Here is a 22,797-nt window from a genome sequence, read left to right as displayed (position 1 = left end):
GGGTTTGGCGGGGTGTCCTAGGTGGAGGGCGGGGGCGGTTTGTGGGTTCGTACGAGGGCGGGGGCCGGTCCCTCGCGGGAGCGCCCCGAAGGGCTGCCTCCGGCAAGGGCCCGCTACTCGTTCGGATACTCCTCGACCACCGTCGCCCCCAGCTCGCGGACGATCAGCTCGTGCCCGGACAGGGCGGAGTCGACGAGGTCCGGATCGTCGTCCTCGGGGATGTCGTCCTCCGGGGCGATGTGCTCGGGAGGCGGCGCGACGGGCGCGACCGGCGCCGGAGCCGCGGGCGCCGGGGCGGGCCGGGCGGCGGGCTGCGGCGCCGGGGCCGCGGGGGCCTGCGGGGCGGGCCGGGGGGCGGCGGGGGCGCCGTAGCCGCCGGACGGGGCGCCATGGCCACCGCCATAACCGCCGCTCTGGCCACCGCCGAAGCCGGTCGCGGCGGGCGGCGGCGCGCTGCCGCCGGACGGGTCGACGATCGCCTCGACCTTCCACTGCACGCCGAACTGCTCGGACAGCGCCTGGCGCAGGACGTCCTCGCTGCCGCTGCTCGCGAAGTTGTCCCGGGCCCCGGAGTTGACGAAGCCGATCTGGAGGGTGGTCCCGTCGAAGCCTGCCACCTGCGCGTTCTGGCTGAGCAGGATCCAGGTGAAGCGGCGGCGGTTCTTGACCGCCTCCAGGATGTTCGGCCAGAGGGCGCGGGGGTCGAGGCCGCCGGTGGGCGCGGGCGCGGCGGCCTGCGGGGCGGGGGCCGGGGCCTGTGGGGCCGCGGGGGGCGCGGACGGGGTGACCGGCGCGGGCGCGGGGGCGCCGCCACCCGCGCCGCCACCCGCGCCGCCACCCGCTCCGCCGCCCGCGGGGGCGGCCGTGGGCCAGCCGCCGGGCCGGGGCGCGCCGGAGGCCGCGGGCGCGGCTCCGCCGCCCGGCGTGGAGGCCGTGGGCCAGCTGCCGGGTCGGCTCGCGGCGGGGGCGGACGGCTGGGCGGACTCGGGGGTCTGCGGGGCCGGGGCGACGGGCGGCGCGGGAGCCACCGGCGGAGGCGGCGGGGTGGCGCCCTGCGCGGGCCCGGACGGCGCTGGCCCGGCGGGAGCCCCTTCGGCAGCCCCCCGCACCGCGGCCCGCGCGGCGGCGGGACCGCCACCGGGCGGAACGGGCGGAACGGCCGGGCCGGGCGGAGCGACGGGCCCGGGCGGCGGCACGGCGACGCCGGGCTGCTGCACGCCCGCGTGGGCCTCGGGCCCGGGCACGTACCCCATCGGGGGTGCCGAAGCGGGTCCCTGCGCCGTGAAGTGCCCGCCCCGCTCCAGGCGGTCGAGCCGGGCCATGACGGCTCGCTCGTCGTCGTACGCGGCGGGCAGCAGCACGCGGGCGCAGATCAGCTCCAGCTGGAGCCGCGGCGAGGTGGCGCCGCGCATCTCCGTGAGGCCCTGGTTGACGAGGTCGGCGGCGCGGCTGAGCTCGGCGGCGCCGAACACCCCGGCCTGCGCCTGCATGCGCTCCACCACGTCGGCGGGGGCGTCGATGAGGCCCTTCTCGGCGGCGTCGGGAACGGCGGCGAGGATCACGAGGTCCCGCAGCCGCTCCAGCAGGTCGGCGACGAACCGCCGGGGGTCGTTCCCGCCCTCGATGACGCGGTCGACGACCTCGAAGGCGGCCCCGCCGTCCCCGGAGGCGAACGCGTCGACCACGGAGTCGAGGAGCGACCCGTCCGTGTACCCGAGGAGGCCGGTGGCCATGGCGTACGTCACACCGTCCTCGCGGGCGCCCGCGAGGAGCTGGTCCATCACGGACATGGAGTCACGCACGGACCCCCCGCCCGCGCGCACGACGAGGGGCAGCACCCCGTCCGCCACCGGGATGCCCTCGCGCCCGCACACCTCGGAGAGGTACTCCCGCAGGGTGCCGGGGGGCACGAGCCGGAACGGATAGTGGTGCGTGCGCGACCGGATGGTGCCGATGACCTTCTCGGGCTCGGTCGTGGCGAAGATGAACTTCAGATGCTCCGGGGGCTCCTCGACGACCTTCAGGAGGGCGTTGAACCCCGCCGACGTGACCATGTGGGCCTCGTCGATGATGTAGATCTTGTACCGGCTGCTCGCGGGCCCGAAGAAGGCCTTCTCGCGCAGGTCGCGGGCGTCGTCCACACCGCCGTGGGACGCGGCGTCGATCTCGATGACGTCGATCGACCCCGGTCCGTTCCGCGCGAGGTCGCGGCAGGACTGGCACTCCCCGCAGGGGGTCGGAGTGGGACCTTGCTCACAGTTCAGACAGCGGGCGAGGATACGCGCGCTCGTCGTCTTGCCGCAGCCGCGCGGGCCGCTGAACAGGTACGCGTGATTGACCCGGTTGTTCCGCAGCGCCTGCTGCAGCGGGTCGGTTACATGCTCCTGCCCGATGACCTCGGCGAACGACTCCGGGCGATAGCGGCGGTACAGCGCGAGAGACGACACACCTACGAGGTTAATGGCGCCCACTGACAACACGGACCGCCCTGCGGCAGCACCGGCCCCAGAACGCAAAGCGCCCCCCACGCACCCGCCAGAGCCGACCTACCCTTGCTGCCTTCCGGCCCTGGGGGAGTTCAGTCAGATAGCGCCACGTGAGGGGCTGGCCCCCACAGTAGCCGATCCCCACCCCTGGGAACGAGTTCGCGAGCACTCCTCAACGTCTTGTATTGTTTGCCGCGGAGGATTCGCCTAGAGGCCTAGGGCGCACGCTTGGAAAGCGTGTTGGGGGCAACCCCTCACGAGTTCGAATCTCGTATCCTCCGCCAGTGCCTCACCGGGCACGATGTCGATGGGCCCCGCTGCTTGCAGCGGGGCCCATCGACGTTGTGCGCTACGCCGCCGGTACGGAGCCGAGCAGGCCGCCGTCGACCACCAGGTCCTGCCCCGTGACGTACGAGGCGTCGGTCGAGGACAGGAAGGCGACCGCGGCCGCCACCTCCTCGGCGCGGCCGAGGGCGGCGAGGGGGACCTGGGCGGTGGTGGCGGACTCGGCGGCGGGGTCCGGGGTGGCCTCGCGGTACATGGGTGTGTCGATGTAGCCGGGGCTGACGGAGTTGACCCGGATGCCCCGGGGGGCGAGATCGGCGCCCAGGGTGCGGGCCAGGTTGTGGACGGCCGCCTTGGTGGCGGAGTAGACCGACGCCACGGCGAGGCCCCGGTGCAGGGTCCAAGAGGCGTTGAGGACGAGGGAGCCGCCCTCCCTCAGGAGCGGGACGGCCTTCTGCGCGGTGAAGTAGACGCCCTTGAAGTTGACGTTCACCGCGTGGTCGAAGTCCGCCTCGGTGATCTCCGCGCTCGGCTTGAAGACCCCCACGCCCGCGTTGGCGAAGACCGTGTCCAGGCCGCCGCGCCAGTCCTGGACCGCGCTCATCAACGCGTCCAGGTCGGTCAGGCTGCCCGCGTCCGCCCGTACGGCGAGCAGGCGGTCCGGGGCGCCGAGCCGGGCCGCGGCCCGCGCCAGGCGCTCCTCGTCCCGGCCGGTGATGGCCACGTGCGCGCCCTCGTCGAGGAAGCGCTGTGCCGTCGCGAGGCCCATGCCGCTCGTACCGCCGGTGATCAGGGCCGTCTTGTCCGTGAATCGCTGCATGGACCGATCGTCGGGGCCGCGCGGCCGCGGCGGGGAGGGTGAGCTGAGCCTGGGTCCAGCACCACCACCCTGGAGCCCACACCCGCTGGATTTACACGTTCGAGTGATATGCCAAACAGCCATTCCCTTGTGGCCGTCGCGCTGCCGGAGACGGTGGGCGGAGCGCCGACGTGCCGCGATGTTCCGCGCGGCGGCGCTTACCGGCCATCGGGCGCCGGGGGCGCGCGGGGCGCTCGTTGACCGGGGTCCGCGCCGGTTGTTGGCTCGTCGCGCCTCACCAGGCCTTGCCGGAGCCGGAAGGGACGCGCGATGTCGACAGCAGCGGAGCAGCAGCCGGAGAGCGGTCAAGGGGGCGGACAGGAGGGCGGGCGCGCCCAGTTGAGCCTGGGGATCGCCGCCGCGCGGAACCTGACGACGACCACCAAGAGCGTGCCGCAGATGCAGGGCATCAGCTCCCGCTGGGTGTCGCGGTCGCTGCCGTGGACGGAGGTGAAGGGCGGCACGTACCGGGTCAACCGGCGGCTGACGTACGCCGTGGGCGACGGCCGGGTGTCCTTCGTGCAGGAGGGGGCCGACGTCCGCGTCGTACCGCAGGAGCTGGCCGAACTCGGCCTGCTGCGCGGGTTCGACGAGGCGGAGGCCCTCGGCGCGCTCGCCGCGCGGTTCACGCAGCGCGAGTACGAGCCGGGACAGGTCGTCGTCGAGGCCGGGCACCCCGTGGACCAGGTCGTGCTCGTCGCGCACGGGCGCGTGGAGCGGATCGGGCGCGGCCCGTACGGCGACGAGACCGCGCTGGGCGTCGTCGCCGACGGCGGGTTCTTCGGCGGGCGGGCGCTCGCGCCGGACGCCGCGGACGCGGGGACGTGGGAGTTCACCGCGCGCGCCGCGACCGCCACCACCGCGCTCGTGCTGTCCCGGCAGGAGTACGAGGCCGTCGCCGGGCGGCACGAGGCGCTGCGGGAGCACGCGCGACGGCGGTTCGCCGAGCGCGGCCTGCCGCAGACCAAGCACGGCGAGGCGGCCGTCGACCTGGCGTCGGGGCACTCCGGGGAGCCCCCGCTGCCGGGGACGTTCGTCGACTACGAACTCCGGCCCCGGGAGTACGAACTGAGCGTCGCGCAGACCGTCCTGAAGGTGCACTCGCGCGTCGCCGACCTCTACAACGATCCGATGAACCAGGTCGAGCAGCAGCTCCGCCTGACCATCGAGGCGCTGCGCGAGCGGCAGGAGCACGAGCTGGTCAACAACCGGGAGTTCGGCCTGCTGCACAACGCCGACCACGGGCAGCGCATCCAGACCCACTCGGGCCCGCCGACCCCGGACGACCTCGACGAGCTGTTGAGCATGCGGCGGCAGACGCGGTTCCTGTTCGCGCACCCGCGCGCCGTCGCGGCCTTCGGGCGCGAGTGCAACAAGCGGGGCCTGTACTTCGGGCACACCGACCTGGACGGCCGCCGCGTTCCGGCCTGGCGCGGCGTCCCGCTGCTGCCCTGCGGCAAGATCCCGGTCTCCGCCGGGCAGACCTCGTCGATCATCGCCGTACGCACCGGCGAGGAGGACGCGGGCGTCATCGGGCTGCGCCAGACCGGGATCCCGGACGAGTACGAGCCGGGGCTCAACGTGCGGTTCATGGGGATCAACGACCAGGCCGTCATCTCCTACCTGGTGAGCACGTACTACTCGGCGGCCGTGCTCGTCCCGGACGCGCTCGGCGTCCTGGAGAACGTCCAGGTCTCCGCCGCCCGCGCATAGGGGGCCTAGGTACACCTCGGGACACCACCCCGCCCCATGTCGGCGCGGCCCCGAGCTGGGGAGAGTGGGGACGTCAGCACGGCACGTCCCCACCACGCAGCACACGAACGCGAGGCCCGCCATGACCACGACCCTCCCCTACGCCGCCCCGGCCGCGCCCGAGCGCGCGCGGCGGCCCGGCTTCTGGCGGGCGCCCGTCTCCGCGGGCACCTTCCGGGAGTTCGGGTACACGCTGACGAACCTGCCCGTCGCGATCGCCGGTTTCGTCTTCGCCGTCACGCTGTTCTCGCTCGGCGCGGGCCTCGCCGTCACGCTGCTCGGCATCCCCGTGTACGCGGCCATGCTGGCCGGGGCGCGCGGCCTCGGCGCCGTCGAGCGCGGGCGGGCGCGGGCCCGGCTCGGGCTCGTGGTGGCGGATCCGGCGGGCCCGCGGACGCCGCGCGAGGGCGGGGCGTGGGCCAGGGCATGGGCGCGGCTCGGGGACGCGGCGGGCTGGAAGGCCCTGCTGTTCCAGGTCGTGATGTTCCCGTGGCGCGTGACGAGCTTCTGCGTGGCGGTGACGCTGTGGGTGACCGGCTGGGTCGTCGCCCTGTTCCCCGCGTACTCCTGGGTCTTCGCGCGCTATCTGGACTGGCCGGGCTACCGCGTCTACGACTTCACCTCGGGCGGCGAGCACCACGCGTACTACATCGAGTCACCGTGGCAGGTCGCCGGGGTCTCCGCCCTGGGCATCCTGCTGGTGCTGCTCACGCCGCTCGTCATCCGGGCCCTGAACGGCGTGGACCGGGCGGCGGTGCGGTCGCTGCTCGGCCGGTAGCGGGTGAGCCCGACCCCGGCGAGCACCACCGCCATCCCCGCCACGACGCGCACGCTCAGCTCCTCCCCCAGGACGAGGGCCCCGAGCGCGACCGAGACCACCGGCAGCAGATAGCCGACGGTCGCGGCCGCGGTGGGGCCCTCGTCGGCGATGAGGCGGGAGTTGAGGTGGAAGGTGAGGCCGGTGCCGAAGACGCCGAGGACCACGACGGCGACGAGCCCGGTGAGGCTCGGCGCGGCCGCGGGCCCCGCGGTGAAGGGCAGGCCGAGCGCGGTCAGGCCGGTGGCCACCAGGAGCTGGGCGGCGGAGAGGGCGAGCGGTGCGGTGCCGCGGCCGATGAGGTGGCGGGCCATGTACGCGAAGGCGACCGCGTAGCTGACGGCGGCGGCGAGCAGCACCAGGGCGCCGCCGCTGGCGAGCCCCGCCTCGTGCCAGGGCGCGAAGATCAGCAACGTACCGGCGAAGCCCAGGACGAGCCCGCCGAGCCGGTGGGGGCCGAGCCCCCGGTCCGTGCGCAGGAGCAGGCCGAGGCCCAGGGACCACAGCGGCGTGGTGGCGTTCATGACGCCCGCGACGCCCGAGTCGACGGTCTGCTCGCCGATGCTGAAGAACAGGAACGGCAGCGCGTTGCAGAACAGCGCGGCCACGACCAGGTGGCCCCAGGTGCGGGGGTCGCGCGGCAGGCGCTGGCGGGCGGCGCGGGCCAGCCCGAGGAGCACGGCGGCGCCGAGCGCGCAGCGCGTGACGGTGACGTACAGCGGCCCGAGCCCGCCGTCGAGGGCGAGTTTGATCCACAGGAAGCTCGAACCCCACAGCAGGGCGAGGACGGCGACGCGCACGACGGCTCCAGAGTCAGGGAGGGCTAGGGCCTGTCCGCCCTAGGGGGTGTACGTCGACGGTGCCCCGCTCCGACCTATAAGACAAGCGAAAAGATGTGGAGCCAGCATTAAGCCCTGCTACATCCGTGGCGTACGCTGGGCGCATGCTCGACATGCGGCGCATGCAGATCCTGAGGTCGGTCGTCAGCAGCGGCTCGGTCACCGCGGCGGCCCGGAACCTGGGCTACACGCCCTCGGCGGTCAGCCAGCAGATGGCGGCCCTGGAGAAGGAGGCGGGCGTCGCCCTCCTCGAACGGACCGGGCGCGGCGTGCGGCCCACGGACGCCGGGCGGCTGCTCGCGGACTGCGCGGCGGCGGTCGGGCGGCACGTCGCCGAGGCGGAGACCGCGCTCGCCGACCTGCGGTCCGGGCGCACGGGGCGGATCTCGGTGCGGTACTTCGCCACGGCGGGCGCCCGCCTCGTCGCGCCCGCCCTCGCCCTGCTGCGGCAGGAGCACCCGGGCGTGCACACGGAGCTGCGGCTCGACGAGGACCCGCTGCCGGACGTGAAGGCGGGCCGCGTGGACCTGGCGCTCGTGGTGCGGCGCCACGACGCGCCGCCGGTGGACGGCGTCCGCTTCGTCCACCTCCTCGACGACCGCTACCGCGCGGTGCTTCCGGCGGGCCACCGCCTGGCCGACCGTGTCGTCCTCGACCTCGCCGAGCTCGCCGGGGAGCCCTGGGTGGGCAGCGAGCTGCCGGGCCCCTGCCTGGACGCCGTGCTCGACGCGTGCGCGGCGGCGGGCTTCACCCCCGACTCCGTCGTGGACAGCGGCGACTACGCGACGGCCCGGGGCTTCGCGGCGGCGGGCGTGGGCGTGGCCCTGGTCCCGGGCCTCGGCCTGGCCGGTGTCCCGGACGACGCCGGGGACGTCGTCGTACGCGACGTCACCCGCCCCCGGCCGACGCGCTCGATCTGGGCGGCCGTCCGCGCGACGGCCCCCGAGGGCCCGGTCCTGCGGGCCTTCCTCATGGCCCTGCGCACGGCGGCGACCGACACGACCGGCCCCACCGCCTAGGACGTTTCCTTCGGATCATCCGATCGTTGGTTGATGTGTGTCGTTGACTGATGCCCAGTGGGCGCGTATCGAGCCGCTGTTGCCGGATCGGACGCCGAAGCGGGGTGGGCGATGGCGGGATCACCGGCAGGTGATCGACGCGATCGCGTTCAAGTACCGCACCGGCACACCGTGGATGGACCTGCCCGAACACTTCGGCTCATGGAAGGGCGCCCACAACCGGCTGCGGAAGTGGGCCGCCGACGGCACCTGGGAGAAGGTCTTCACCGCACTGCTCGCCCAGGCCGACGCCGAAGGCGATCTCGACTGGGTCATCGCGGTCGACTCCACCATCGTCCGCGCCCACCAGCACGCCGCCGGGGCCCGTCAAAAGGGGCCCCGGTCGGCGAGCCGGGCCATCATGCCCTCGGACGGTCCCGCGGCGGGCTGACCACCAAGGTCCACCTCGCCGCGGACAGCCGCTGCCGGCCGCTGGCCTTCGTGCTCACGCCAGGCCAGGCCGGTGACGCACCCGCGTTTGTCACGGTCATGGCCCAGATACGAGTCCCGCGGCCGGTCGGCGGGCCCAGAACCACCCCGGACGTGGTCCTGGCCGACAAGGCGTACTCCTCCCGGGCGATCCGGACCCATCTACCTCGCCGGACTCCACATCGCCGCCGTCTTCATCTGGTCGGCCAGGTGATCCGAAGGAAACGCCCTAGCCCCACACCCGCGTGCACAGGACCAGGTGGTAGCCGTCCGGGTCGGTGACCGTCACGCCGTGCTCGTCCCAGTACGGGTTGTGCGCGGGGACCCGGGTGCCGCCCGCCGCGAGCAGGCGGTCCACCAGGGCCTCGGCCACCGGCTCGCCCAGGTAGACCACGAACAGGTCGTCCACCGTCGGGGTCGGCTCCAGCGGGTTCTCGGGGTCGTGGGTCAGCTCGAAGTGCCAGGAGCCGCCCGGCGGGCCGACCATCAGCAGGTCGTGCTCGCCGGGGACGCGCTCGGTGGACCGCCACAGGACGCCGAGGCCGAGGGCGTCCACGTAGAAGCGCTCGGCGGCGGCGAGGTCCCGCGAGGGGCGGGCCACGCGCACGTGCGTCGTCGCGTCGATCACCGCGCGCTCCGTGCCTGCTCGGCCTGCGCCTTCGCGGCCTCCAGGGCGGCGCGCCACACCGGGCTGTCCACGTAGTGGTTGTCGAAGCGCTCGCCCGACTCGGCGATCTCCTTGACGTCGGCCTCGCCGCGCAGCACCCGGCCGAGCAGGCGCAGGTAGTCGAAGCGGCCCATGCCCGGCGTGAAGACGAACAGGACGTCCGCTTCGTGGCCCGGGGCCGCGGCGAAGGCGTGCGGGGTGTGCGGCGGGACGGCCAGGAAGTCGCCCGCGTTCAGGACCTTGATCTCGTCGCCGAGCAGCACCTGGAGGGAGCCGCTGATCACGAAGAACAGCTCGCTGGCCCTGGTGTGGAAGTGGGCCGGGGCGCCCACCGCGCCCGCCGCGAAGGTCGAGCGGTAGCTGGTGAAGCCCGCGGCGCCGTCCGCCTCGCCCAGGAGGGTCATGACGCTGCTCGGGTCGGCGCAGGTCTCGGCCTCGGCGTGGCGGGTCAGGACCGGCTGGAAGGTCGTGGTGGCGGTGTGCGCGGTGGCTGCGTTCGCGTTCATGATCAGAACTCTATGGCCGGAATGACTTCCTGAACAGGTCACTTTGACTTGTGAATGATGGGTCAATTCTGTGGCGCGGCGGCGCCGTCGTACGCAGATGATCCGAAGGAAACGGCCTAGCCCGGCCTGCGTCCGGGGCGTGGGCGGGGGATGATCGGCCCATGGACAAGGACGTCACCCTGCACCTCGCCCAGGAGGCCGAGGCCGACGCGCTGCTGAGCCGCAGCCCGCTGGCCGCGCTCGTCGGGATGCTCCTGGACCAGCAGGTCCCCATGGAGTGGGCGTTCGCGGGCCCGTACACGATCGCCCGGCGGATGGGCGCGGACGACCTCGACGCGCACGACATCGCCGCGTACGACCCGGAGGCGTTCGCCGCGCTCCTGGCCACGAAACCGGCCGTGCACCGGTACCCCGGCTCGATGGCGGGGCGCGTGCAGAAGCTGTGCCAGTACCTGGTCGAGCACTACGACGGGGACGCCGCCGGGATCTGGCGGGACGCGGCCAGCGGCAAGGAGCTCCTGGGCCGCCTCACCGACCTGCCCGGCTTCGGCAAGCAGAAGGCGCAGATCTTCCTGGCCCTGCTCGGCAAGCAGCTCGGCGTGCGCCCCACGGGCTGGCGGGCGGCCGCGGGGGCCTACGGCGAGGCCGGGTCCTACCGCTCGGCGGCGGACATCACGGGCCCGGAGACGCTGCACAAGGTCCGCGCCTACAAGCAGGAGCAGAAGGCGGCGGCCAAGCGGGCCGCGTCGAAGTAACCGCCGGGCCGGTCAGCGCCGCCGCCGGGCCGTCCCGAAGACCGAGCGGGAGATCTCCCGGCCCAGCTGCGTGCCCACGGACCGCAGCAGCGACTTGAACATGCCGCTGCCGACCACCTGGTCCACGACGGATCCGCCGCCCTTGGCGGCCTTGGGCGGCTCCGCGGCGGGGGCCTTGGCCGCCTCCTCCTGGAGGCGTTCGTACGCGGAGTGGCGGTCCACGGCCTCCGCGTACCGGGAGTAGAGCTGGGAGCCCCGCACCGCCCGCTCCAGGTCAGCGGCGGGCACCGGCCCCATCAGGGACTGCGGCGCCCGCAGCCGCGTCGCCGCGACCGGCGTCGGGGCGCCCTTCTCGCTCAGGACGGTGACCACGGCCTCCCCGGTGCCCATGCCGGTGAGGGTCTCCTCCAGGTCGTACGCGGAGGTGGGGAAGGTCCGCACGGTCGCCTTGAGGGCCTTCTGGTCCTCGGGCGTGAAGGCGCGCAGCGCGTGCTGGACGCGGTTGCCGAGCTGGGCGAGCACGTCGGCGGGTACGTCCTTGGGCGTCTGGGTGACGAAGAAGACGCCGACGCCCTTGGAGCGGATCAGCCGCACGGTCTGGGTGATCGACTCCAGGAACGCCTTGGACGCCCCGCTGAACAACAGGTGCGCCTCGTCGAAGAAGAAGACGAGCTTGGGCCGGTCCAGATCGCCGACCTCCGGGAGGTCGTGGTACAGATCCGCGAGCAGCCACATCAGGAACGTCGAGAACAGCGCGGGCTTGTCCTGGACGGCGGGCAGCTCCAGGACCGACACCAGGCCCTGCCCGTCCCCGGCCACCCGCAGGAACTCGCTCGTGTCGAACTCCGGCTCCCCGAAGAAGTCCCCCATGCCCTGCGCCTCGAACGTGGTGAGCGCCCGCAGGATGACCCCGGCCGTGGCGGTCGACAGGCCGCCGATGGCCTTCAGCTCCGCCTTGCCCTCGGGCGAGGTGAGGAAGGTGACGACCGCCCGCAGGTCCTTGAGGTCGACCAGTTCCAGGCCCTTCTGGTCGGCGTAGTGGAAGATCAGGCCGAGGGACTGCTCCTGGGTCTGGTTGAGCTGGAGGACCTTCGCCATCAGGAGCGGGCCGAAGCTGGTCACGGTGGCCCGCACGGGGATGCCCGTGCCGATGCCGCCGAGCGCGTAGAACTCGCTGGTGAAGCCCCGCGGCGCCCACTCCTGGCCGACCTCGCTGGCCCGGGCGGCGACCTTCTCGCCCGGCTCACCGGGCGCGGAGACTCCCGAGACGTCACCCTTGACGTCGGCGAGGAAGACCGGCACGCCCTGCGCCGCGAGCTGCTCGGCGACGAGCTGGAGGGTCTTGGTCTTGCCGGTGCCGGTGGCCCCGGCGACGAGCCCGTGCCGGTTGAGCATCGCCAGCGGGATGCGCACCTGCGCGCCCGGGTGGCACCGGCCCTCCCACAGGACGGCCCCGAGGTCGAGCGCGGGCCCCTGGAAGGCGTACCCGGCGGCGATCTCCGTGACCTCGGCGGCTTCGGGGGCCTCGGCGGCTTCGGGGGCCGCGGCGGCCCCGGGGGACGGCCGCGCGTCCGGGGACACCCCGGGCGCGGACTCGTTCGGGCGGTTTCCGCCATCGGGTGTGGACGGCGTCGGTCGGCTGTCGCTCACTTCGAACCCCGCTCCCGACTGGAGAGTTCCCGCTTTGCCCTGCTTTCGGACGGCATTTCCCAGGGTCGCACTCGGCCGCCATGGCTGCGCCCGGAGAGCCTTGACCGGTAGGCTTTCCGTGTGATCTTCAAGCGCATCGGAAACGGCCGGCCGTACCCCGACCACGGCCGGGAAAGCACCCGGCAGTGGGCGGACGTCGCACCGCGCCCGGTCCGCCTCGATCAGCTGGTGACGACCAAGGGCCAGCTCGACCTGGAGACCCTGCTCGCCGAGGACTCCACGTTCTACGGCGACCTCTTCGCCCACGTGGTCAAGTGGCAGGGCGACCTGTATCTGGAGGACGGCCTGCACCGCGCGGTCCGCGCCGCGCTCCAGCAGCGCCAGGTCCTGCACGCCCGCGTCCTCGAACTGGGCTGACGCCACCCCCGGAGCGCCCCCGCGCCAGGGCCCAATTCCGCATTGGCCCTTTCGGGTTGGACTGCGCGTCCGGTAATGATCATTTAGTAGGCATCGTGCCCCGTCGGCACTACGCTGCGCCCATGAGCATGCTCACTCCCCCCGGCATGGGCGGCAAGTACCGCATCACGGGGGACAAGTATCCGCGAATGCGCCGCCCGAGCGGCCGCCGCAGGATCGTGCTCGCGGCCGTCGCGGCCCTCGCCGCGTTCGGCCTCATCGGCTGGGGCACCCTGCAGCTCATCGACGTCTTCACCGGCGGTGACGAGGCGTCCGCCGCGGGCCCCGCCAAGGACTGCGCGAAGAGACAGCCGGAGCGGAAGGCCGCCGCGGCGCACAAGGCCGGGCCGCTGCCCGAGCCCCGTCGCATCACCGTGAACGTCTTCAACGCCACGCCCCGCGAGGGCCTCGCCAAGAAGACCGCCGACGACCTGAAGAAGCGCGGCTTCACCGTCGCCAAGTTCGCCAACGCCACGAAGGCGTACGACAAGAAGGTCAAGGGCCCCGGGATAGTGCTCGGCCCCCGGTCCGCCCTGGACACCGCGCTGCCGGTGCTCGCCACGCAGCTCACCGGCGCCGAGAAGCGCACCGACGGCCGCAAGAGCGGCACGGTCGACCTGATCCTCGGCGCCGGGTTCAAGGGCCTGGCGAAGGAGAAGGACGCCGCCGAGGCCCTGGCGGCACTCGCCAAGCCCTCACCGGCGCCCTCCGGGCCGTCGTCGGGCGACGGCAAGAACTGCTGAGCGCACACCGCCGCGCGGCGGTACGACGACCTGTTACTCGGCCGTCCCGTACATCCGGTCCCCGGCGTCGCCGAGGCCGGGGACGATGTACCCGCTGTCGTTCAGGTGCTCGTCCACCGCGGCCGTGACCACGGTCACCGGCGTCCCCGCCAGCTCGCGCTCCATGACCTCGACGCCCTCGGGGGCGGCGAGCAGCACCACGGCCGTCACGTCGTCCGCGCCGCGCTTGATCAGCTCCTGGATCGCCGCGACCAGGGTGCCGCCGGTGGCGAGCATCGGGTCGAGGACGTACACCTGGCGGCCGGACAGGTCCTCCGGCATGCGGGTCGCGTACGTGGACGCCTGGAGCGTCTCCTCGTTGCGGATCATGCCGAGGAAGCCGACCTCGGCGGTGGGCAGCAGGCGCACCATGCCGTCGAGCATGCCGAGCCCGGCCCGCAGGATCGGCACCACCAGGGGACGCGGGTACGACAGCTTCACGCCGGTCGTCGCGACGACCGGGGTCTCGATGTCGACCTGCTCGGTGCGCACGTCCCGGGTGGCCTCGTACGCGAGCAGGGTGACCAGCTCGTCGGCCAGGCGCCGGAAGGTCGGGGAGTCGGTGCGCTTGTCGCGCAGCGTGGTGAGTTTGTGCGCCACCAGCGGGTGGTCGACGACGTGGATCCGCATTGTTCAACAGTAACCGGGCGAAGCGCCCCCTCCGTCCCCCCGCGGGCCGCACCTGCCCACTGTGGCCCTCCCTGTCCCTCCGTTGGCATCAACCCGGCTCCCCGGGGGAAGGTGGACGTACGGACCGGGGTGGTGTGGCCGATGCCCGACAGGGAAGCGCGCGAGACCGACGCGGAGCGCCGCAGGCGCCGTGCCCAGTTCCTGCACGAACTGGCCGAGGCGCGCGAGCTGCGGGCCCGGGTGACACCGCGCCGCGCACGGGCGGCCCGGCTGCGACAGGCGATGCGCATGCGCACGTTCCGCTGGTAGCCGCCGGGGCCACGACGGCGAAACGGCATGTGATTCGCAACGCGACGCGGACACAGCGGCCGGAAGACCTCTCCTGAAGCCGTTGTTTCTGCCACGATTCCGAGTGGGCGGGGCTCGGCACAGCATTCCCGCCCCCGACGTCCGCCGGGGGGACCCCCAACCGGCGCCTATGAACAGTGGGAGAGTCACGGTGTACTTCGCCGCACTGCTCGCGCGCACCGAAGACGGGTGGGAAGCGAGCGACACGGAGCTCGACGATGTGGAGACCCTGTCGGATCTGACCGACCTGGCCCGTGAGGCCGCCGCCGAGGCGGGCGGGGCCGACGACGAAACAGTGCTCGTCTTCATCGAGCAGGAAGACGCGTGGTTCGGCGTCGTCCGCGTGGACGGCGAGGACGACCCGCGCATCTACGTCTCGGACGCGGCCGCCGCCGCCCGCAGCGCCTACGGCGAGATCCTGCTCACCGACGAGATGCTGGGGCGCGATCCGGACGACCGCGCGGACGACCTGGACACGCTCGACCTCGACGGCACGGAGGACGGCGAGGACGCGTCCGGCGACGACGAGACCGTCGGCGGGGGCGAGGCCGTGCCCGCGGGGCCGCTCGGCGACCGGGAGCTCCTGAGCGACCTCGGCGTATCGGAGAAGGAGCTGCTCGCCCTGGAGAGCGGGGAAGCCCTCAACGAGATCGCCGACGTCCTGGGCGCCGCGGAGGTGCTCGAAGCGGTCCGCTGACCACGCCCGCGCGCCACGGCGACCCGTCGGACCGGCCCCTTGATCCGTAAGGTTCGTCGTGTGGCTCCTCGTGTGAACGCTCTCCCCGATCCCGTACGGGACCGCTGGCAGGCGCCGATGCGGCTCGCCCTGGACGAGGCCGCGCTGGCCGTCCGGGGCGGTGACGTACCCGTCGGCGCCGTCGTCCTGTCCCCGGACGGCGAGACGGTGCTCGCGCGCGGCCACAACGAACGCGAGGCGGTCGGCGACCCCACCGCGCACGCGGAGGTCCTCGCGCTGCGCCGGGCCGCCGCCGCGCTCGGCTCCTGGCGGCTGCCCGGCTGCACCCTCGTCGTCACCCTGGAGCCGTGCGTGATGTGCGCGGGCGCGCTCGTGCAGTCCCGCGTGGACCGGGTCGTGTACGGCGCCCGCGACGAGAAGGCGGGCGCCGCGGGCTCCCTGTGGGACCTCGTGCGCGACCGGCGGCTCAACCACCGCCCCGAGGTGATCGGGGACGTCCTCGCCGACGACTGCGCGCGGCTGCTCACCGCCTTCTTCCGGGGGCGGTAGGGACCCGTTCCCGGGCGCGGATTCCGGGGCGGCCCCGGTCTGGCCGGGAACGGATTTCAGCGCAGGGCCCACCTTGGGCTAGGATCTCTCTCGGTAGCGTGTCCGAGCGGCCGAAGGAGCTCGCCTCGAAAGCGAGTGTGGCGCAAGTCACCGAGGGTTCAAATCCCTCCGCTACCGCTCTTCAACACGAAGGGCCCCGTCCTTGAGGATGGGGCCCTTCGTCGTTGTGCGCGTTGTTCGTCTTGGTGCGGCTCGTTGTGCCGTGCGGCTCGCTTACCGCGCGTGGAAAAGGCCGGGGGAAGCGGCACGGGGGGACAGCCGCTCCCCCCGATGAGGCCCGGCTCTCTCAAGTCCGCGCCGCCACCGGGGGAAAGGGCGGCGCGGACCCCGCAGTGGAGGCCGGTCCCGGCCCGTGGATTCCTGCCAGATCCCGCGGGCTCTCCCCCATCCTCCGCCGGGCACCATCGCGACACCGCAGGCGAAGGGCCCATGGGCGGGGGGTCATTGGTCCTTAAAAACCCCGTGAGTTAGCGCCACGTTAGACTCGCCCGGCAACAGGCGGCAGCGGCTAGGACAGAGGGCGACGGGGGCGTGGGATGAGCGGAAACGGGGAGGGCACAGCGTGAAGGACCCAAAGAAGCTCATTCTCTTCGTCCTTGTGGTGTTCGTCCTGTACGTGATCATCACCGATCCGGCCCAGGCCGCCGACTACGTACAGGTCGGCTTCGAGGGCATCTCGGACGCCGCCAAGGCCATCGGCGACTTCATGACATGGGTCGCCAACGGGGGCAAGGACGACTAGGAGCACCTGATGATCCGCCATCTGGTCCTGTTCAAGCTGAACGACGGCGTCGAGCGCGACGACCCGCGCGTCGCCGCGGGCGTGAAGGCCTTCGAGGAACTCGGCGGCCTCATCCCGGAACTGGCGCACTGGGAGTGCGCCTGGAACATCTCCGACCGGCCCATCGCCTACGACTACGCCATCAACTCCGCCGTCGCCGACCCCGACGCGCTCCGGCGCTACCTGGAGCACCCGGCCCACCAGGCGGGCGTCGCGCTCTGGCGCGAGTTCGCGACCTGGGTCATTGCCGACTACGAGTTCTGAGCGCCCGGCGCCTTCCGCGTACGCGCGCCGCCCCGCGCTTCGACGAGACCCTCCGGGCCTCCACGAGACCTCACCGCGGCCCCGCATCTCAACGGTGCGGGGCCGCTTGCGTTTCCCGGTGCCGCACACCGCCCCACCACCCTCAACACGGAGTTATGGGGTGCTTGCACACAGTGCACATGTCTTGTGATGCTATGACCGCTTTTGACGGATGAGTTGACCAAGCTGATCGAGTCGACCGGTTCGAAGGGGTGGCGTTGACGTTGCCGGCCAGTTCTGCGCCCGAAGCGCCGCCCGCGAAGGGGCCCACGAGCACCCGGGGCGCCGATACGCGGGCCCTCACCCAGGTCCTGTTCGCCCAGCTCAAGGAGCTCGAACCGGGCACCCCCGCGCACGCCCGCGTGCGCGCCGCGCTCATCGAGGCCAACCTGCCGCTCGTGCGGTACGCGGCCGCGCGCTTCCGCAGCCGCAGCGAGCCGATGGAGGACGTCGTCCAGGTCGGCACCATCGGGCTGATCAACGCGATCGACCGGTTCGACCCGGACCGGGGCGTCCAGTTCCCCACCTTCGCCATGCCGACCGTGGTGGGCGAGATCAAGCGCTACTTCCGCGACAACGTGCGCACGGTGCACGTGCCGCGGCGCCTGCACGAGCTGTGGGTGCAGGTCACCGGGGCCACAGAGGACCTGACCACGTCCTTCGGGCGCTCCCCCACCACCGCCGAGATCGCCGAGCGGCTGCGGATCGGCGAGGACGAGGTCCTCGCCTGCATCGAGGCCGGGCGCTCGTACCACGCGACGTCCCTGGAGGCCGCGCAGGAGGGCGACGGGCTGCCGGGGCTGCTCGACCGGCTCGGGTACGAGGACCCCGCCCTGGACGGCGTCGAGCACCGCGATCTGGTGCGGCATCTGCTCGTGCAGCTGCCCGAGCGCGAACAGCGCATTCTGCTGCTGCGGTACTACAGTAATCTGACCCAGTCTCAGATCAGTGCCGAATTGGGCGTCTCCCAGATGCATGTGTCAAGGCTGTTGGCCAGAAGCTTCGCGCGGCTTCGATCCGCAAATCGGATCGAGGCGTAACCGTATCGGGTGGAGCGCTCTTTTCCCCGTTGCCGACGGGGAGTTGGGCGGAATCGGCCGAGACCCTCTCTCTCCTGCAGGGACGTCACCCTCACTTGTCGACAAGTCACTACAGCGTGTTGCCGACATGTGACATTCTGCTGGAACCGCGTTTGCCGTAGCTCCGGCTCCGGTATTCAGGTGGAGGCTGCGTTCCTTCGGTGGGCGCAGGCCGCGACCGTCCGCGACCTCAAGGGGGTGGCATGTCCGCAGACCAGGGCAGCTCGAAGGTGCTCACGCTCACGCTCGAAGGCCGCGAGAGCGCGTCCGCGCCCGACGCGCTTCAGGGTTCCGAGGCCACTCCTCCGGCCGCTCCTCCGACCGCTCCTCCGGGGGTCGTGCCGGAGGTCGCCGTGCCTGCGGCGCCCGAGGCCATTGACACCAGGACCCTGTCCCGCTCCCTCTTCCTGCGGCTCGCCGCGCTCGATCAGGACAGTCCCGAGCGCGCGTACGTCAGAGACACCCTCATCGAGCTCAACCTGCCGCTCGTGCGGTACGCGGCCGCGCGCTTCCGCAGCCGGAACGAGCCGATGGAGGACATCGTCCAGGTCGGCACCATCGGGCTGATCAAGGCCATCGACCGGTTCGACTGTGAGCGCGGGGTCGAGTTCCCCACGTTCGCGATGCCTACCGTCGTCGGGGAGATCAAGCGGTTCTTCCGGGACACGAGTTGGTCGGTGCGGGTGCCTCGGCGGCTGCAGGAGCTGCGGCTCGCGCTCACCAAGGCCAGTGACGACCTCGCGCAGCGGCTCGACCGGTCGCCTACCGTGCCCGAGCTCGCGGCCGTGCTCGGCGTCTCCGAGGAGGACGTCGTCGACGGGCTCGCGGTGGGGAACGCGTACACCGCCTCCTCGCTCGACTCCCCCGCGCCCGAGGACGACGGCGGCGAGGGGTCGCTCGCGGACCGGCTCGGGTATGAGGACACCGCCCTGGAGGGCGTGGAGTACCGGGAGTCGCTGAAGCCGCTCCTTGCGAAGCTGCCGCCTCGGGAGCGGCGGATCATCATGCTCCGGTTCTTTGCGAACATGACGCAGTCGCAGATCGGCGAAGAGGTCGGGATCTCGCAGATGCATGTCTCGCGGCTGCTCACCCGCACCCTGGGGCAGCTCCGGGAAGGGCTCATCTCCGACTGAGGTTGGGTCGGCTGGTTTGCGTCCCGTCGTTGTTCGGTGGGCCGCCTTCCCGCCGTTGTTCGGCGCCCTGCGGGCGTTGTGCGGCGGGGCCCCGCCGGTATGTCCGTCCTCGCCGTCATGTGCGCGGGGCGGACTCCCGCGCGGGGCAGTGCCGTTGCTGTGCTGCGGGCGGACATACCGGCGCGTCCCCTCGCGTTTCGTCGGCGGCCGTCCCCCGGTGGTTCTGCGGTTCCGATTGGCTTCCGTGGGTTACTCATTGACGGGGCGTCAGGCACATTTGCGCGCCGTCGCTCCCCGCAGGGGCGTTTCCTTTGACCCGCTTCCCCGAAAAGGCGTTCCGCTGAGCCTCGGGATTCCCTTGTGCCCGCACCCCTGGGGGGCGGGCAGGGCGTCAGGAAGACTTGGCCGGTTTGTGTCTACGCGTGGCGTGGACTGGCGGTAGCTACTTCAGGGCCAGCCAGGCCACGGCCGCGACGATGGCGATCGCCGCCACGACACCGACGATCAGGCCGATGCGCGGGCCCGCGGGCGCCTGCTGGGGCCGGGAGCGGCCCTGTGGGGTCTCGTCGACGAAGGCGCGGAACATCTGCGTGGAGCCTGCGGGGTCGTGCTGACCCTCGGGGCCCTGCGGGGCATGGGGGTTGTGTGCCATGGGGCAGGACCCTAGCGAATCCGGGGTGGTCCGCCCAACCCCCCTCTGACCGGGGACTTTACAGAGGGGGGTACTGGGCTTTGCCAGGGTTTTAGGGGGCTGGGGCCGATTTCATTTGCCTGTGGCAACCAACTGCTTTTATCGTTGCCCTAAGCAACGAAAGCGAGGGTGCCGTGGCCGCTCAGCGTCAGTACGAGGAGCTGGCCCGCCAGCTCAGCGCCATCGGCGCCGTCAAACGCGACCTCGCCCGGATCCTGCCGCACGACTGCCCGGCGGGCTCCGCGGCCGTCCTGACCCTGCTGAGCCGCTACGGCGAGATGCGGATGGGGCGGCTCGCGGAGCTGCTCGCCGTCGACATGTCGGTGACCAGCAGGCACGTGGCGCACGTCGCGGACCGGGGCTGGATCGACCGGTCCCCCGACCCCGCCGACAAGCGCACGCGCATCCTGCGCCTCACCCCCGCCGGTGAGCGGCAGATGGACGTCCTTTCCGAGTGCACCACGCGACTGCTCGCCGAGCGGCTCAGCGACTGGTCCGACGACGAAGTCGGCCTGCTCACCGCCTTGATGGCCCGGCTCCGCGACAGCTTCGGGGACTGCAGGTCCGCCGCGCCGCGCGTCGCGGCACCCACCCGTACACCCGCGTAAGAACCAGGAGAAGGAACCCCATGGCAACATCCACACCGTCCGGTGTGCGGGGCAGCCATGCCAAGCACGGAGGGCATCCGCACGACAGCGCGCCGATGACCCACCGCCAGATCATGGAGGCGCTCTCCGGTCTGCTGCTCGGCATGTTCGTCGCGATCCTGTCGTCGACGATCGTCTCCAACGCCCTGCCCGAGATCATCGGCGACCTCGGCGGCGGTCAGTCCGCCTACACCTGGGTCGTCACCGCCGCGCTGCTGTCCATGACGGCCAGTACGCCCCTGTGGGGCAAGCTGTCCGATCTGTTCAGCAAGAAGGCGCTCGTTCAGATCGCTCTTGTCATCTATGTGTTGGGGTCTGTTGTCGCCGGGCTTTCGCAGAACGCGGGCATGCTCATCGCCTGCCGCGTCGTGCAGGGCATCGGTGTCGGTGGTCTGTCCGCGCTCGCTCAGATCGTCATGGCCGCGATGATCGCCCCGCGTGAGCGCGGGCGGTACTCCGGCTACCTGGGCGCCACCTTCGCCGTCGCCACCGTCGGCGGGCCGCTGCTCGGCGGCGTCATCACCGACACCTCCTGGCTCGGCTGGCGCTGGTGCTTCTACGTGGGCGTGCCGTTCGCCGTCATCGCTCTCGTGGTGCTTCAGAAGACCCTGAAGCTGCCCGTCGTCAAGCGGGACGTGAAGGTCGACTGGGGCGGGGCGCTGCTCATCTCGGGCGCCGTGTCCCTGCTGCTCGTCTGGATCACCTTCGCGGGCAGCGGCGCCGGGAAGAAGTACGCGTGGCTGTCGTGGCAGACGTACACGATGGTCGGTGGCGCGGTCCTGCTCGGGCTGCTGTTCCTGCTCGTGGAGTCGCGGGCCAGCGAGCCGATCATCCCGCTGCGGCTCTTCCGGAACCGGACCATCACGCTCGCCTCGGCGGCCTCGCTGTTCGTGGGTGTCGCGATGTTCACCGGCACCGTGTTCTTCAGCCAGTACTTCCAGCTGGCCCGTGGTGAGTCGCCGACCATGTCGGGCGTTCTGACGATTCCGATGATCGGTGGGTTGTTCGTCTCGTCCACTGTTTCGGGGCAGCTGATCACCAAGACCGGGAAGTGGAAGGCCTGGCTGGTGAGCGGTGGCGTGCTGCTGACCGCCGGGCTCGGGCTGCTCGGCACCATGCGGTACGACACCCCGTACTGGCACATCGCCGTCTACATGGCCCTGATGGGTCTCGGCATCGGCATGATGATGCAGAACCTGGTGCTGTGCACGCAGAACCAGGTGGATCCCGAGGACATCGGTGCCGCCAGTTCCGTGGTGACCTTCTTCCGGTCGCTCGGCGGGGCCATGGGCGTCTCCGCGCTCGGTGCCGTGATGTCCACGCGGATCACCGACTACGTGAAGGACGGCATCGCCGATCTCGGCCCCCAGGGCGCCGCGTTCGGGCACGGCGGGACCGCCGGTGGCGGGATCCCCGATCTGGACAAGCTGCCCGCGCCGTTCCGCACCGTCATGGAGAGCGCGTACGGGCACGGCATCGCCGACGTCTTCCTGATCGCGGCGCCCATCGCCTTCGTCGCCTTCCTGATCACCCTGTTCATCAAGGAGGTTCCGCTGCGGTCCGCGGGGGCGGCGGCCTCGTCCGTGGAGTCCGCCCCGGCCGCCCCGGCCGCCGGGTCCGCCGGGTCCGCTCCGGAGGCTCCGGCTCCGGTGGAGGAGCCCGTGCTCGCCGCCGTCGCCGCCGCGGAGGGCGCGCCCGCCGTCCGGGCCTCCGCCGCCGCGCCGTCGGCCGCCTCCTCGGCCGGGAGCGGGATTCCGGTACGCGGCTTCGTGCGCGGCGCCGAGAGCGCGCCCGTGCCCGGCTCCGCGGTCACGCTGATCTCGCTCGGCGGGCAGCAGCTCGGGCGCTCGGTGGCGCGGGCCGACGGCTCGTACGCCGTGGACGCGCCCGGCGCCGGGTCGTACGTGCTCATCGCGGCCGCCGACGGGTTCCAGCCGCAGGCCTCGACCGTCGTGGTCGGCGACGAGCCGCTCGCGTACGACGTGCTCCTGAGCGGGACCAGCGGGCTCAGCGGCGTCGTACGGACCGCCGAGGGCAAGCAGCCGCTGCCCGGCGCGCTGGTCGTCGTGACCGACGTGCGCGGCGACGTCCTCGCCACCGGGGCCTGTGACGAGCAGGGCGCGTTCTCCTTCGGCGAGCTCGTGCCGGGCGCCGTCACCGTCGCCGTGAACGCGGCCGGGCACCGGCCGGTGGCCCTGCCCGTCGAGGTCGCCGCCGTGGGCGTCACCCGGGTCGAGGTCGAACTGCGGCCCGGCGCGCGGGTGCTCGGCACCGTGCGGGCCGCCGGAGCGCCGCTCGCCGACGCGCGGGTCACCCTCGTGGACGCGGCGGGCAACGTCGTGGCGAGCGCGACCACCGGGGCGGACGGGGCGTACGCCTTCACCGACCTGGACGGCGGCGAGTACACCGTGATCGCCGCCGGATACCCGCCGGTGGCCACCGCCCTCGTCGTCGCCGGGGACGGCGTCGACGGGCACGAGATCGAGCTCGCCCACCCGGGCGAGTGACCGACCCCGGTCCGGGGCGGTGCCGCACCCA

The 22,797-nt window shown here is 72.6% G+C and carries 22 protein-coding genes, 2 tRNA genes, 1 other RNA gene and 2 pseudogenes; 18 read left to right on the top strand and 9 right to left on the bottom strand.

What is annotated here, in order from left to right; all coding sequences use genetic code 11:
- Window positions 1-113: 113 nt before the first annotated feature.
- A complete protein-coding gene (locus ACIG3E_RS06590) occupies window positions 114-2,447 on the bottom strand; it encodes a DNA polymerase III subunit gamma and tau (RefSeq protein ID WP_399612018.1) in 2,334 nt (777 codons plus the stop codon).
- Window positions 2,448-2,510: 63 nt separating this feature from the next.
- An RNA gene (ffs, locus tag ACIG3E_RS06585) (signal recognition particle sRNA small type) lies at window positions 2,511-2,609 on the bottom strand.
- Between the two features lie 73 nt (window positions 2,610-2,682).
- On the opposite strand from ffs, the gene ACIG3E_RS06580 reads away from it, so the two are divergent.
- Window positions 2,683-2,770, top strand: a tRNA-Ser gene (locus ACIG3E_RS06580).
- 65 nt (window positions 2,771-2,835) lie between these two features.
- On the opposite strand, the gene ACIG3E_RS06575 is transcribed toward ACIG3E_RS06580, so the two are convergent.
- Window positions 2,836-3,591 (bottom strand): SDR family oxidoreductase, encoded by a 756-nt coding sequence (locus ACIG3E_RS06575; protein WP_399612016.1) that lies wholly within the window; start codon window positions 3,589-3,591, stop codon window positions 2,836-2,838.
- Window positions 3,592-3,900: 309 nt separating this feature from the next.
- Between ACIG3E_RS06575 and ACIG3E_RS06570 the strand changes: the two genes are divergently transcribed.
- Complete coding sequence (locus tag ACIG3E_RS06570; protein WP_399612012.1) at window positions 3,901-5,343, top strand: family 2B encapsulin nanocompartment shell protein; 1,443 nt, start codon at window positions 3,901-3,903, stop codon at window positions 5,341-5,343.
- A gap of 121 nt (window positions 5,344-5,464) precedes the next feature.
- Window positions 5,465-6,091 (top strand): annotated as a pseudogene (locus tag ACIG3E_RS06565) (sensor domain-containing protein); the annotation flags it as partial.
- Here ACIG3E_RS06565 and ACIG3E_RS06560 read toward each other — a convergent pair.
- On the bottom strand, window positions 6,028-6,999 hold the full coding sequence (locus ACIG3E_RS06560; RefSeq protein WP_399612009.1) for a DMT family transporter: 972 nt from the start codon (window positions 6,997-6,999) through the stop codon (window positions 6,028-6,030). The pseudogene ACIG3E_RS06565 and the gene ACIG3E_RS06560 overlap by 64 nt on opposite strands.
- Before the next feature lie 143 nt (window positions 7,000-7,142).
- On the opposite strand from ACIG3E_RS06560, the gene ACIG3E_RS06555 reads away from it, so the two are divergent.
- Together ACIG3E_RS06555 and ACIG3E_RS06550 are read left to right on the top strand one after the other, a co-directional pair.
- Window positions 7,143-8,057 carry a LysR family transcriptional regulator gene (locus ACIG3E_RS06555; RefSeq protein WP_399612007.1) on the top strand — a complete coding sequence of 305 codons (915 nt, stop codon included), beginning with the start codon at window positions 7,143-7,145 and terminating at the stop codon, window positions 8,055-8,057.
- Between the two features lie 37 nt (window positions 8,058-8,094).
- Window positions 8,095-8,699: pseudogene (locus tag ACIG3E_RS06550) on the top strand (IS5 family transposase); the annotation flags it as partial.
- Window positions 8,700-8,754: 55 nt separating this feature from the next.
- Here ACIG3E_RS06550 and ACIG3E_RS06545 read toward each other — a convergent pair.
- Window positions 8,755-9,153, bottom strand: coding sequence for a VOC family protein (locus ACIG3E_RS06545; RefSeq protein WP_399612004.1), 399 nt, complete (start codon window positions 9,151-9,153; stop codon window positions 8,755-8,757).
- Entirely contained in the window at window positions 9,150-9,698 is a 549-nt protein-coding gene (locus ACIG3E_RS06540) for a cupin domain-containing protein (RefSeq protein ID WP_399612002.1), read from the bottom strand. Before ACIG3E_RS06540 ends, ACIG3E_RS06545 begins: the two co-directional genes overlap by 4 nt.
- Before the next feature lie 161 nt (window positions 9,699-9,859).
- Here ACIG3E_RS06540 and ACIG3E_RS06535 point away from each other — a divergent pair, with 161 nt between their 5' ends.
- Complete coding sequence (locus tag ACIG3E_RS06535; RefSeq protein ID WP_399611999.1) at window positions 9,860-10,453, top strand: HhH-GPD-type base excision DNA repair protein; 594 nt, start codon at window positions 9,860-9,862, stop codon at window positions 10,451-10,453.
- A gap of 12 nt (window positions 10,454-10,465) precedes the next feature.
- Here the strand turns inward: ACIG3E_RS06535 and ACIG3E_RS06530 are convergent, their stop codons facing one another.
- Window positions 10,466-12,034 carry a helicase HerA-like domain-containing protein gene (locus ACIG3E_RS06530; protein WP_399612196.1) on the bottom strand — a complete coding sequence of 523 codons (1,569 nt, stop codon included), beginning with the start codon at window positions 12,032-12,034 and terminating at the stop codon, window positions 10,466-10,468.
- Between the two features lie 189 nt (window positions 12,035-12,223).
- Here ACIG3E_RS06530 and ACIG3E_RS06525 point away from each other — a divergent pair, with 189 nt between their 5' ends.
- Window positions 12,224-12,520, top strand: a complete 297-nt coding sequence (locus tag ACIG3E_RS06525) for a type II toxin-antitoxin system VapB family antitoxin (RefSeq protein ID WP_003955420.1) — start codon at window positions 12,224-12,226, stop codon at window positions 12,518-12,520.
- A gap of 122 nt (window positions 12,521-12,642) precedes the next feature.
- Window positions 12,643-13,302, top strand: coding sequence for a LytR C-terminal domain-containing protein (locus ACIG3E_RS06520; protein WP_399611995.1), 660 nt, complete (start codon window positions 12,643-12,645; stop codon window positions 13,300-13,302).
- Window positions 13,303-13,335: 33 nt separating this feature from the next.
- On the opposite strand, the gene upp is transcribed toward ACIG3E_RS06520, so the two are convergent.
- Window positions 13,336-13,971, bottom strand: a complete 636-nt coding sequence (gene upp, locus ACIG3E_RS06515) for a uracil phosphoribosyltransferase (RefSeq protein WP_138960559.1) — start codon at window positions 13,969-13,971, stop codon at window positions 13,336-13,338.
- Window positions 13,972-14,112: 141 nt separating this feature from the next.
- Between upp and ACIG3E_RS06510 the strand changes: the two genes are divergently transcribed.
- From ACIG3E_RS06510 to ACIG3E_RS06475, 8 genes are all read left to right on the top strand, one after another.
- Entirely contained in the window at window positions 14,113-14,280 is a 168-nt protein-coding gene (locus ACIG3E_RS06510) for a hypothetical protein (RefSeq protein ID WP_171075797.1), read from the top strand.
- 190 nt (window positions 14,281-14,470) lie between these two features.
- Entirely contained in the window at window positions 14,471-15,016 is a 546-nt protein-coding gene (locus ACIG3E_RS06505; protein WP_399612194.1) for a hypothetical protein, read from the top strand.
- 117 nt (window positions 15,017-15,133) lie between these two features.
- The gene (gene tadA, locus ACIG3E_RS06500) at window positions 15,134-15,565 is read left to right on the top strand and encodes a tRNA adenosine(34) deaminase TadA (RefSeq protein WP_399612192.1); all 432 of its coding nucleotides are present in this window, start codon (window positions 15,134-15,136) and stop codon (window positions 15,563-15,565) included.
- Window positions 15,566-15,657: 92 nt separating this feature from the next.
- Window positions 15,658-15,742: transfer RNA gene (locus ACIG3E_RS06495), tRNA-Ser, on the top strand.
- Between the two features lie 445 nt (window positions 15,743-16,187).
- Window positions 16,188-16,367: a hypothetical protein gene (locus ACIG3E_RS06490; RefSeq protein WP_399611991.1), complete on the top strand. Its 180-nt coding sequence runs from the start codon at window positions 16,188-16,190 to the stop codon at window positions 16,365-16,367.
- Between the two features lie 9 nt (window positions 16,368-16,376).
- On the top strand, window positions 16,377-16,670 hold the full coding sequence (locus ACIG3E_RS06485; protein ID WP_242719748.1) for a Dabb family protein: 294 nt from the start codon (window positions 16,377-16,379) through the stop codon (window positions 16,668-16,670).
- A gap of 251 nt (window positions 16,671-16,921) precedes the next feature.
- On the top strand, window positions 16,922-17,749 hold the full coding sequence (locus tag ACIG3E_RS06480) for an RNA polymerase sigma factor SigF (RefSeq protein ID WP_138960561.1): 828 nt from the start codon (window positions 16,922-16,924) through the stop codon (window positions 17,747-17,749).
- 242 nt (window positions 17,750-17,991) lie between these two features.
- Complete coding sequence (locus ACIG3E_RS06475; RefSeq protein WP_399611988.1) at window positions 17,992-18,921, top strand: RNA polymerase sigma factor SigF; 930 nt, start codon at window positions 17,992-17,994, stop codon at window positions 18,919-18,921.
- A gap of 442 nt (window positions 18,922-19,363) precedes the next feature.
- Here the strand turns inward: ACIG3E_RS06475 and ACIG3E_RS06470 are convergent, their stop codons facing one another.
- A complete protein-coding gene (locus tag ACIG3E_RS06470) occupies window positions 19,364-19,573 on the bottom strand; it encodes a hypothetical protein (protein ID WP_242719753.1) in 210 nt (69 codons plus the stop codon).
- 173 nt (window positions 19,574-19,746) lie between these two features.
- On the opposite strand from ACIG3E_RS06470, the gene ACIG3E_RS06465 reads away from it, so the two are divergent.
- Together ACIG3E_RS06465 and ACIG3E_RS06460 are read left to right on the top strand one after the other, a co-directional pair.
- The gene (locus tag ACIG3E_RS06465; protein WP_399611985.1) at window positions 19,747-20,220 is read left to right on the top strand and encodes a MarR family winged helix-turn-helix transcriptional regulator; all 474 of its coding nucleotides are present in this window, start codon (window positions 19,747-19,749) and stop codon (window positions 20,218-20,220) included.
- A gap of 20 nt (window positions 20,221-20,240) precedes the next feature.
- Window positions 20,241-22,766, top strand: coding sequence for an MFS transporter (locus tag ACIG3E_RS06460; protein ID WP_399611983.1), 2,526 nt, complete (start codon window positions 20,241-20,243; stop codon window positions 22,764-22,766).
- The last annotated feature ends 31 nt before the right edge of the window (window positions 22,767-22,797 follow it).

The sequence above is a fragment of the Streptomyces sp. NPDC053474 genome, assembly GCF_044544845.1.
Taxonomy (GTDB): domain Bacteria; phylum Actinomycetota; class Actinomycetes; order Streptomycetales; family Streptomycetaceae; genus Streptomyces.
Note: the sequence above shows the minus strand (reverse complement) of the source record. Positions and strands in the feature narration are given on the sequence as shown.

Coding starts and splice junctions, on each gene's coding strand:
- ACIG3E_RS06570 (WP_399612012.1), top strand. CDS start 3,901: ATGTCGACAGCAGCGGAGCAGCAGCCGGAGAGCGGTCAAGGGGGCGGA.
- ACIG3E_RS06520 (WP_399611995.1), top strand. CDS start 12,643: ATGAGCATGCTCACTCCCCCCGGCATGGGCGGCAAGTACCGCATCACG.
- ACIG3E_RS06540 (WP_399612002.1), bottom strand. CDS start 9,698: ATGAACGCGAACGCAGCCACCGCGCACACCGCCACCACGACCTTCCAG.
- upp (WP_138960559.1), bottom strand. CDS start 13,971: ATGCGGATCCACGTCGTCGACCACCCGCTGGTGGCGCACAAACTCACC.
- ACIG3E_RS06460 (WP_399611983.1), top strand. CDS start 20,241: ATGGCAACATCCACACCGTCCGGTGTGCGGGGCAGCCATGCCAAGCAC.
- ACIG3E_RS06535 (WP_399611999.1), top strand. CDS start 9,860: ATGGACAAGGACGTCACCCTGCACCTCGCCCAGGAGGCCGAGGCCGAC.
- tadA (WP_399612192.1), top strand. CDS start 15,134: ATGCGGCTCGCCCTGGACGAGGCCGCGCTGGCCGTCCGGGGCGGTGAC.
- ACIG3E_RS06555 (WP_399612007.1), top strand. CDS start 7,143: ATGCTCGACATGCGGCGCATGCAGATCCTGAGGTCGGTCGTCAGCAGC.
- ACIG3E_RS06475 (WP_399611988.1), top strand. CDS start 17,992: ATGTCCGCAGACCAGGGCAGCTCGAAGGTGCTCACGCTCACGCTCGAA.
- ACIG3E_RS06470 (WP_242719753.1), bottom strand. CDS start 19,573: ATGGCACACAACCCCCATGCCCCGCAGGGCCCCGAGGGTCAGCACGAC.
- ACIG3E_RS06575 (WP_399612016.1), bottom strand. CDS start 3,591: ATGCAGCGATTCACGGACAAGACGGCCCTGATCACCGGCGGTACGAGC.
- ACIG3E_RS06510 (WP_171075797.1), top strand. CDS start 14,113: ATGCCCGACAGGGAAGCGCGCGAGACCGACGCGGAGCGCCGCAGGCGC.
- ACIG3E_RS06485 (WP_242719748.1), top strand. CDS start 16,377: ATGATCCGCCATCTGGTCCTGTTCAAGCTGAACGACGGCGTCGAGCGC.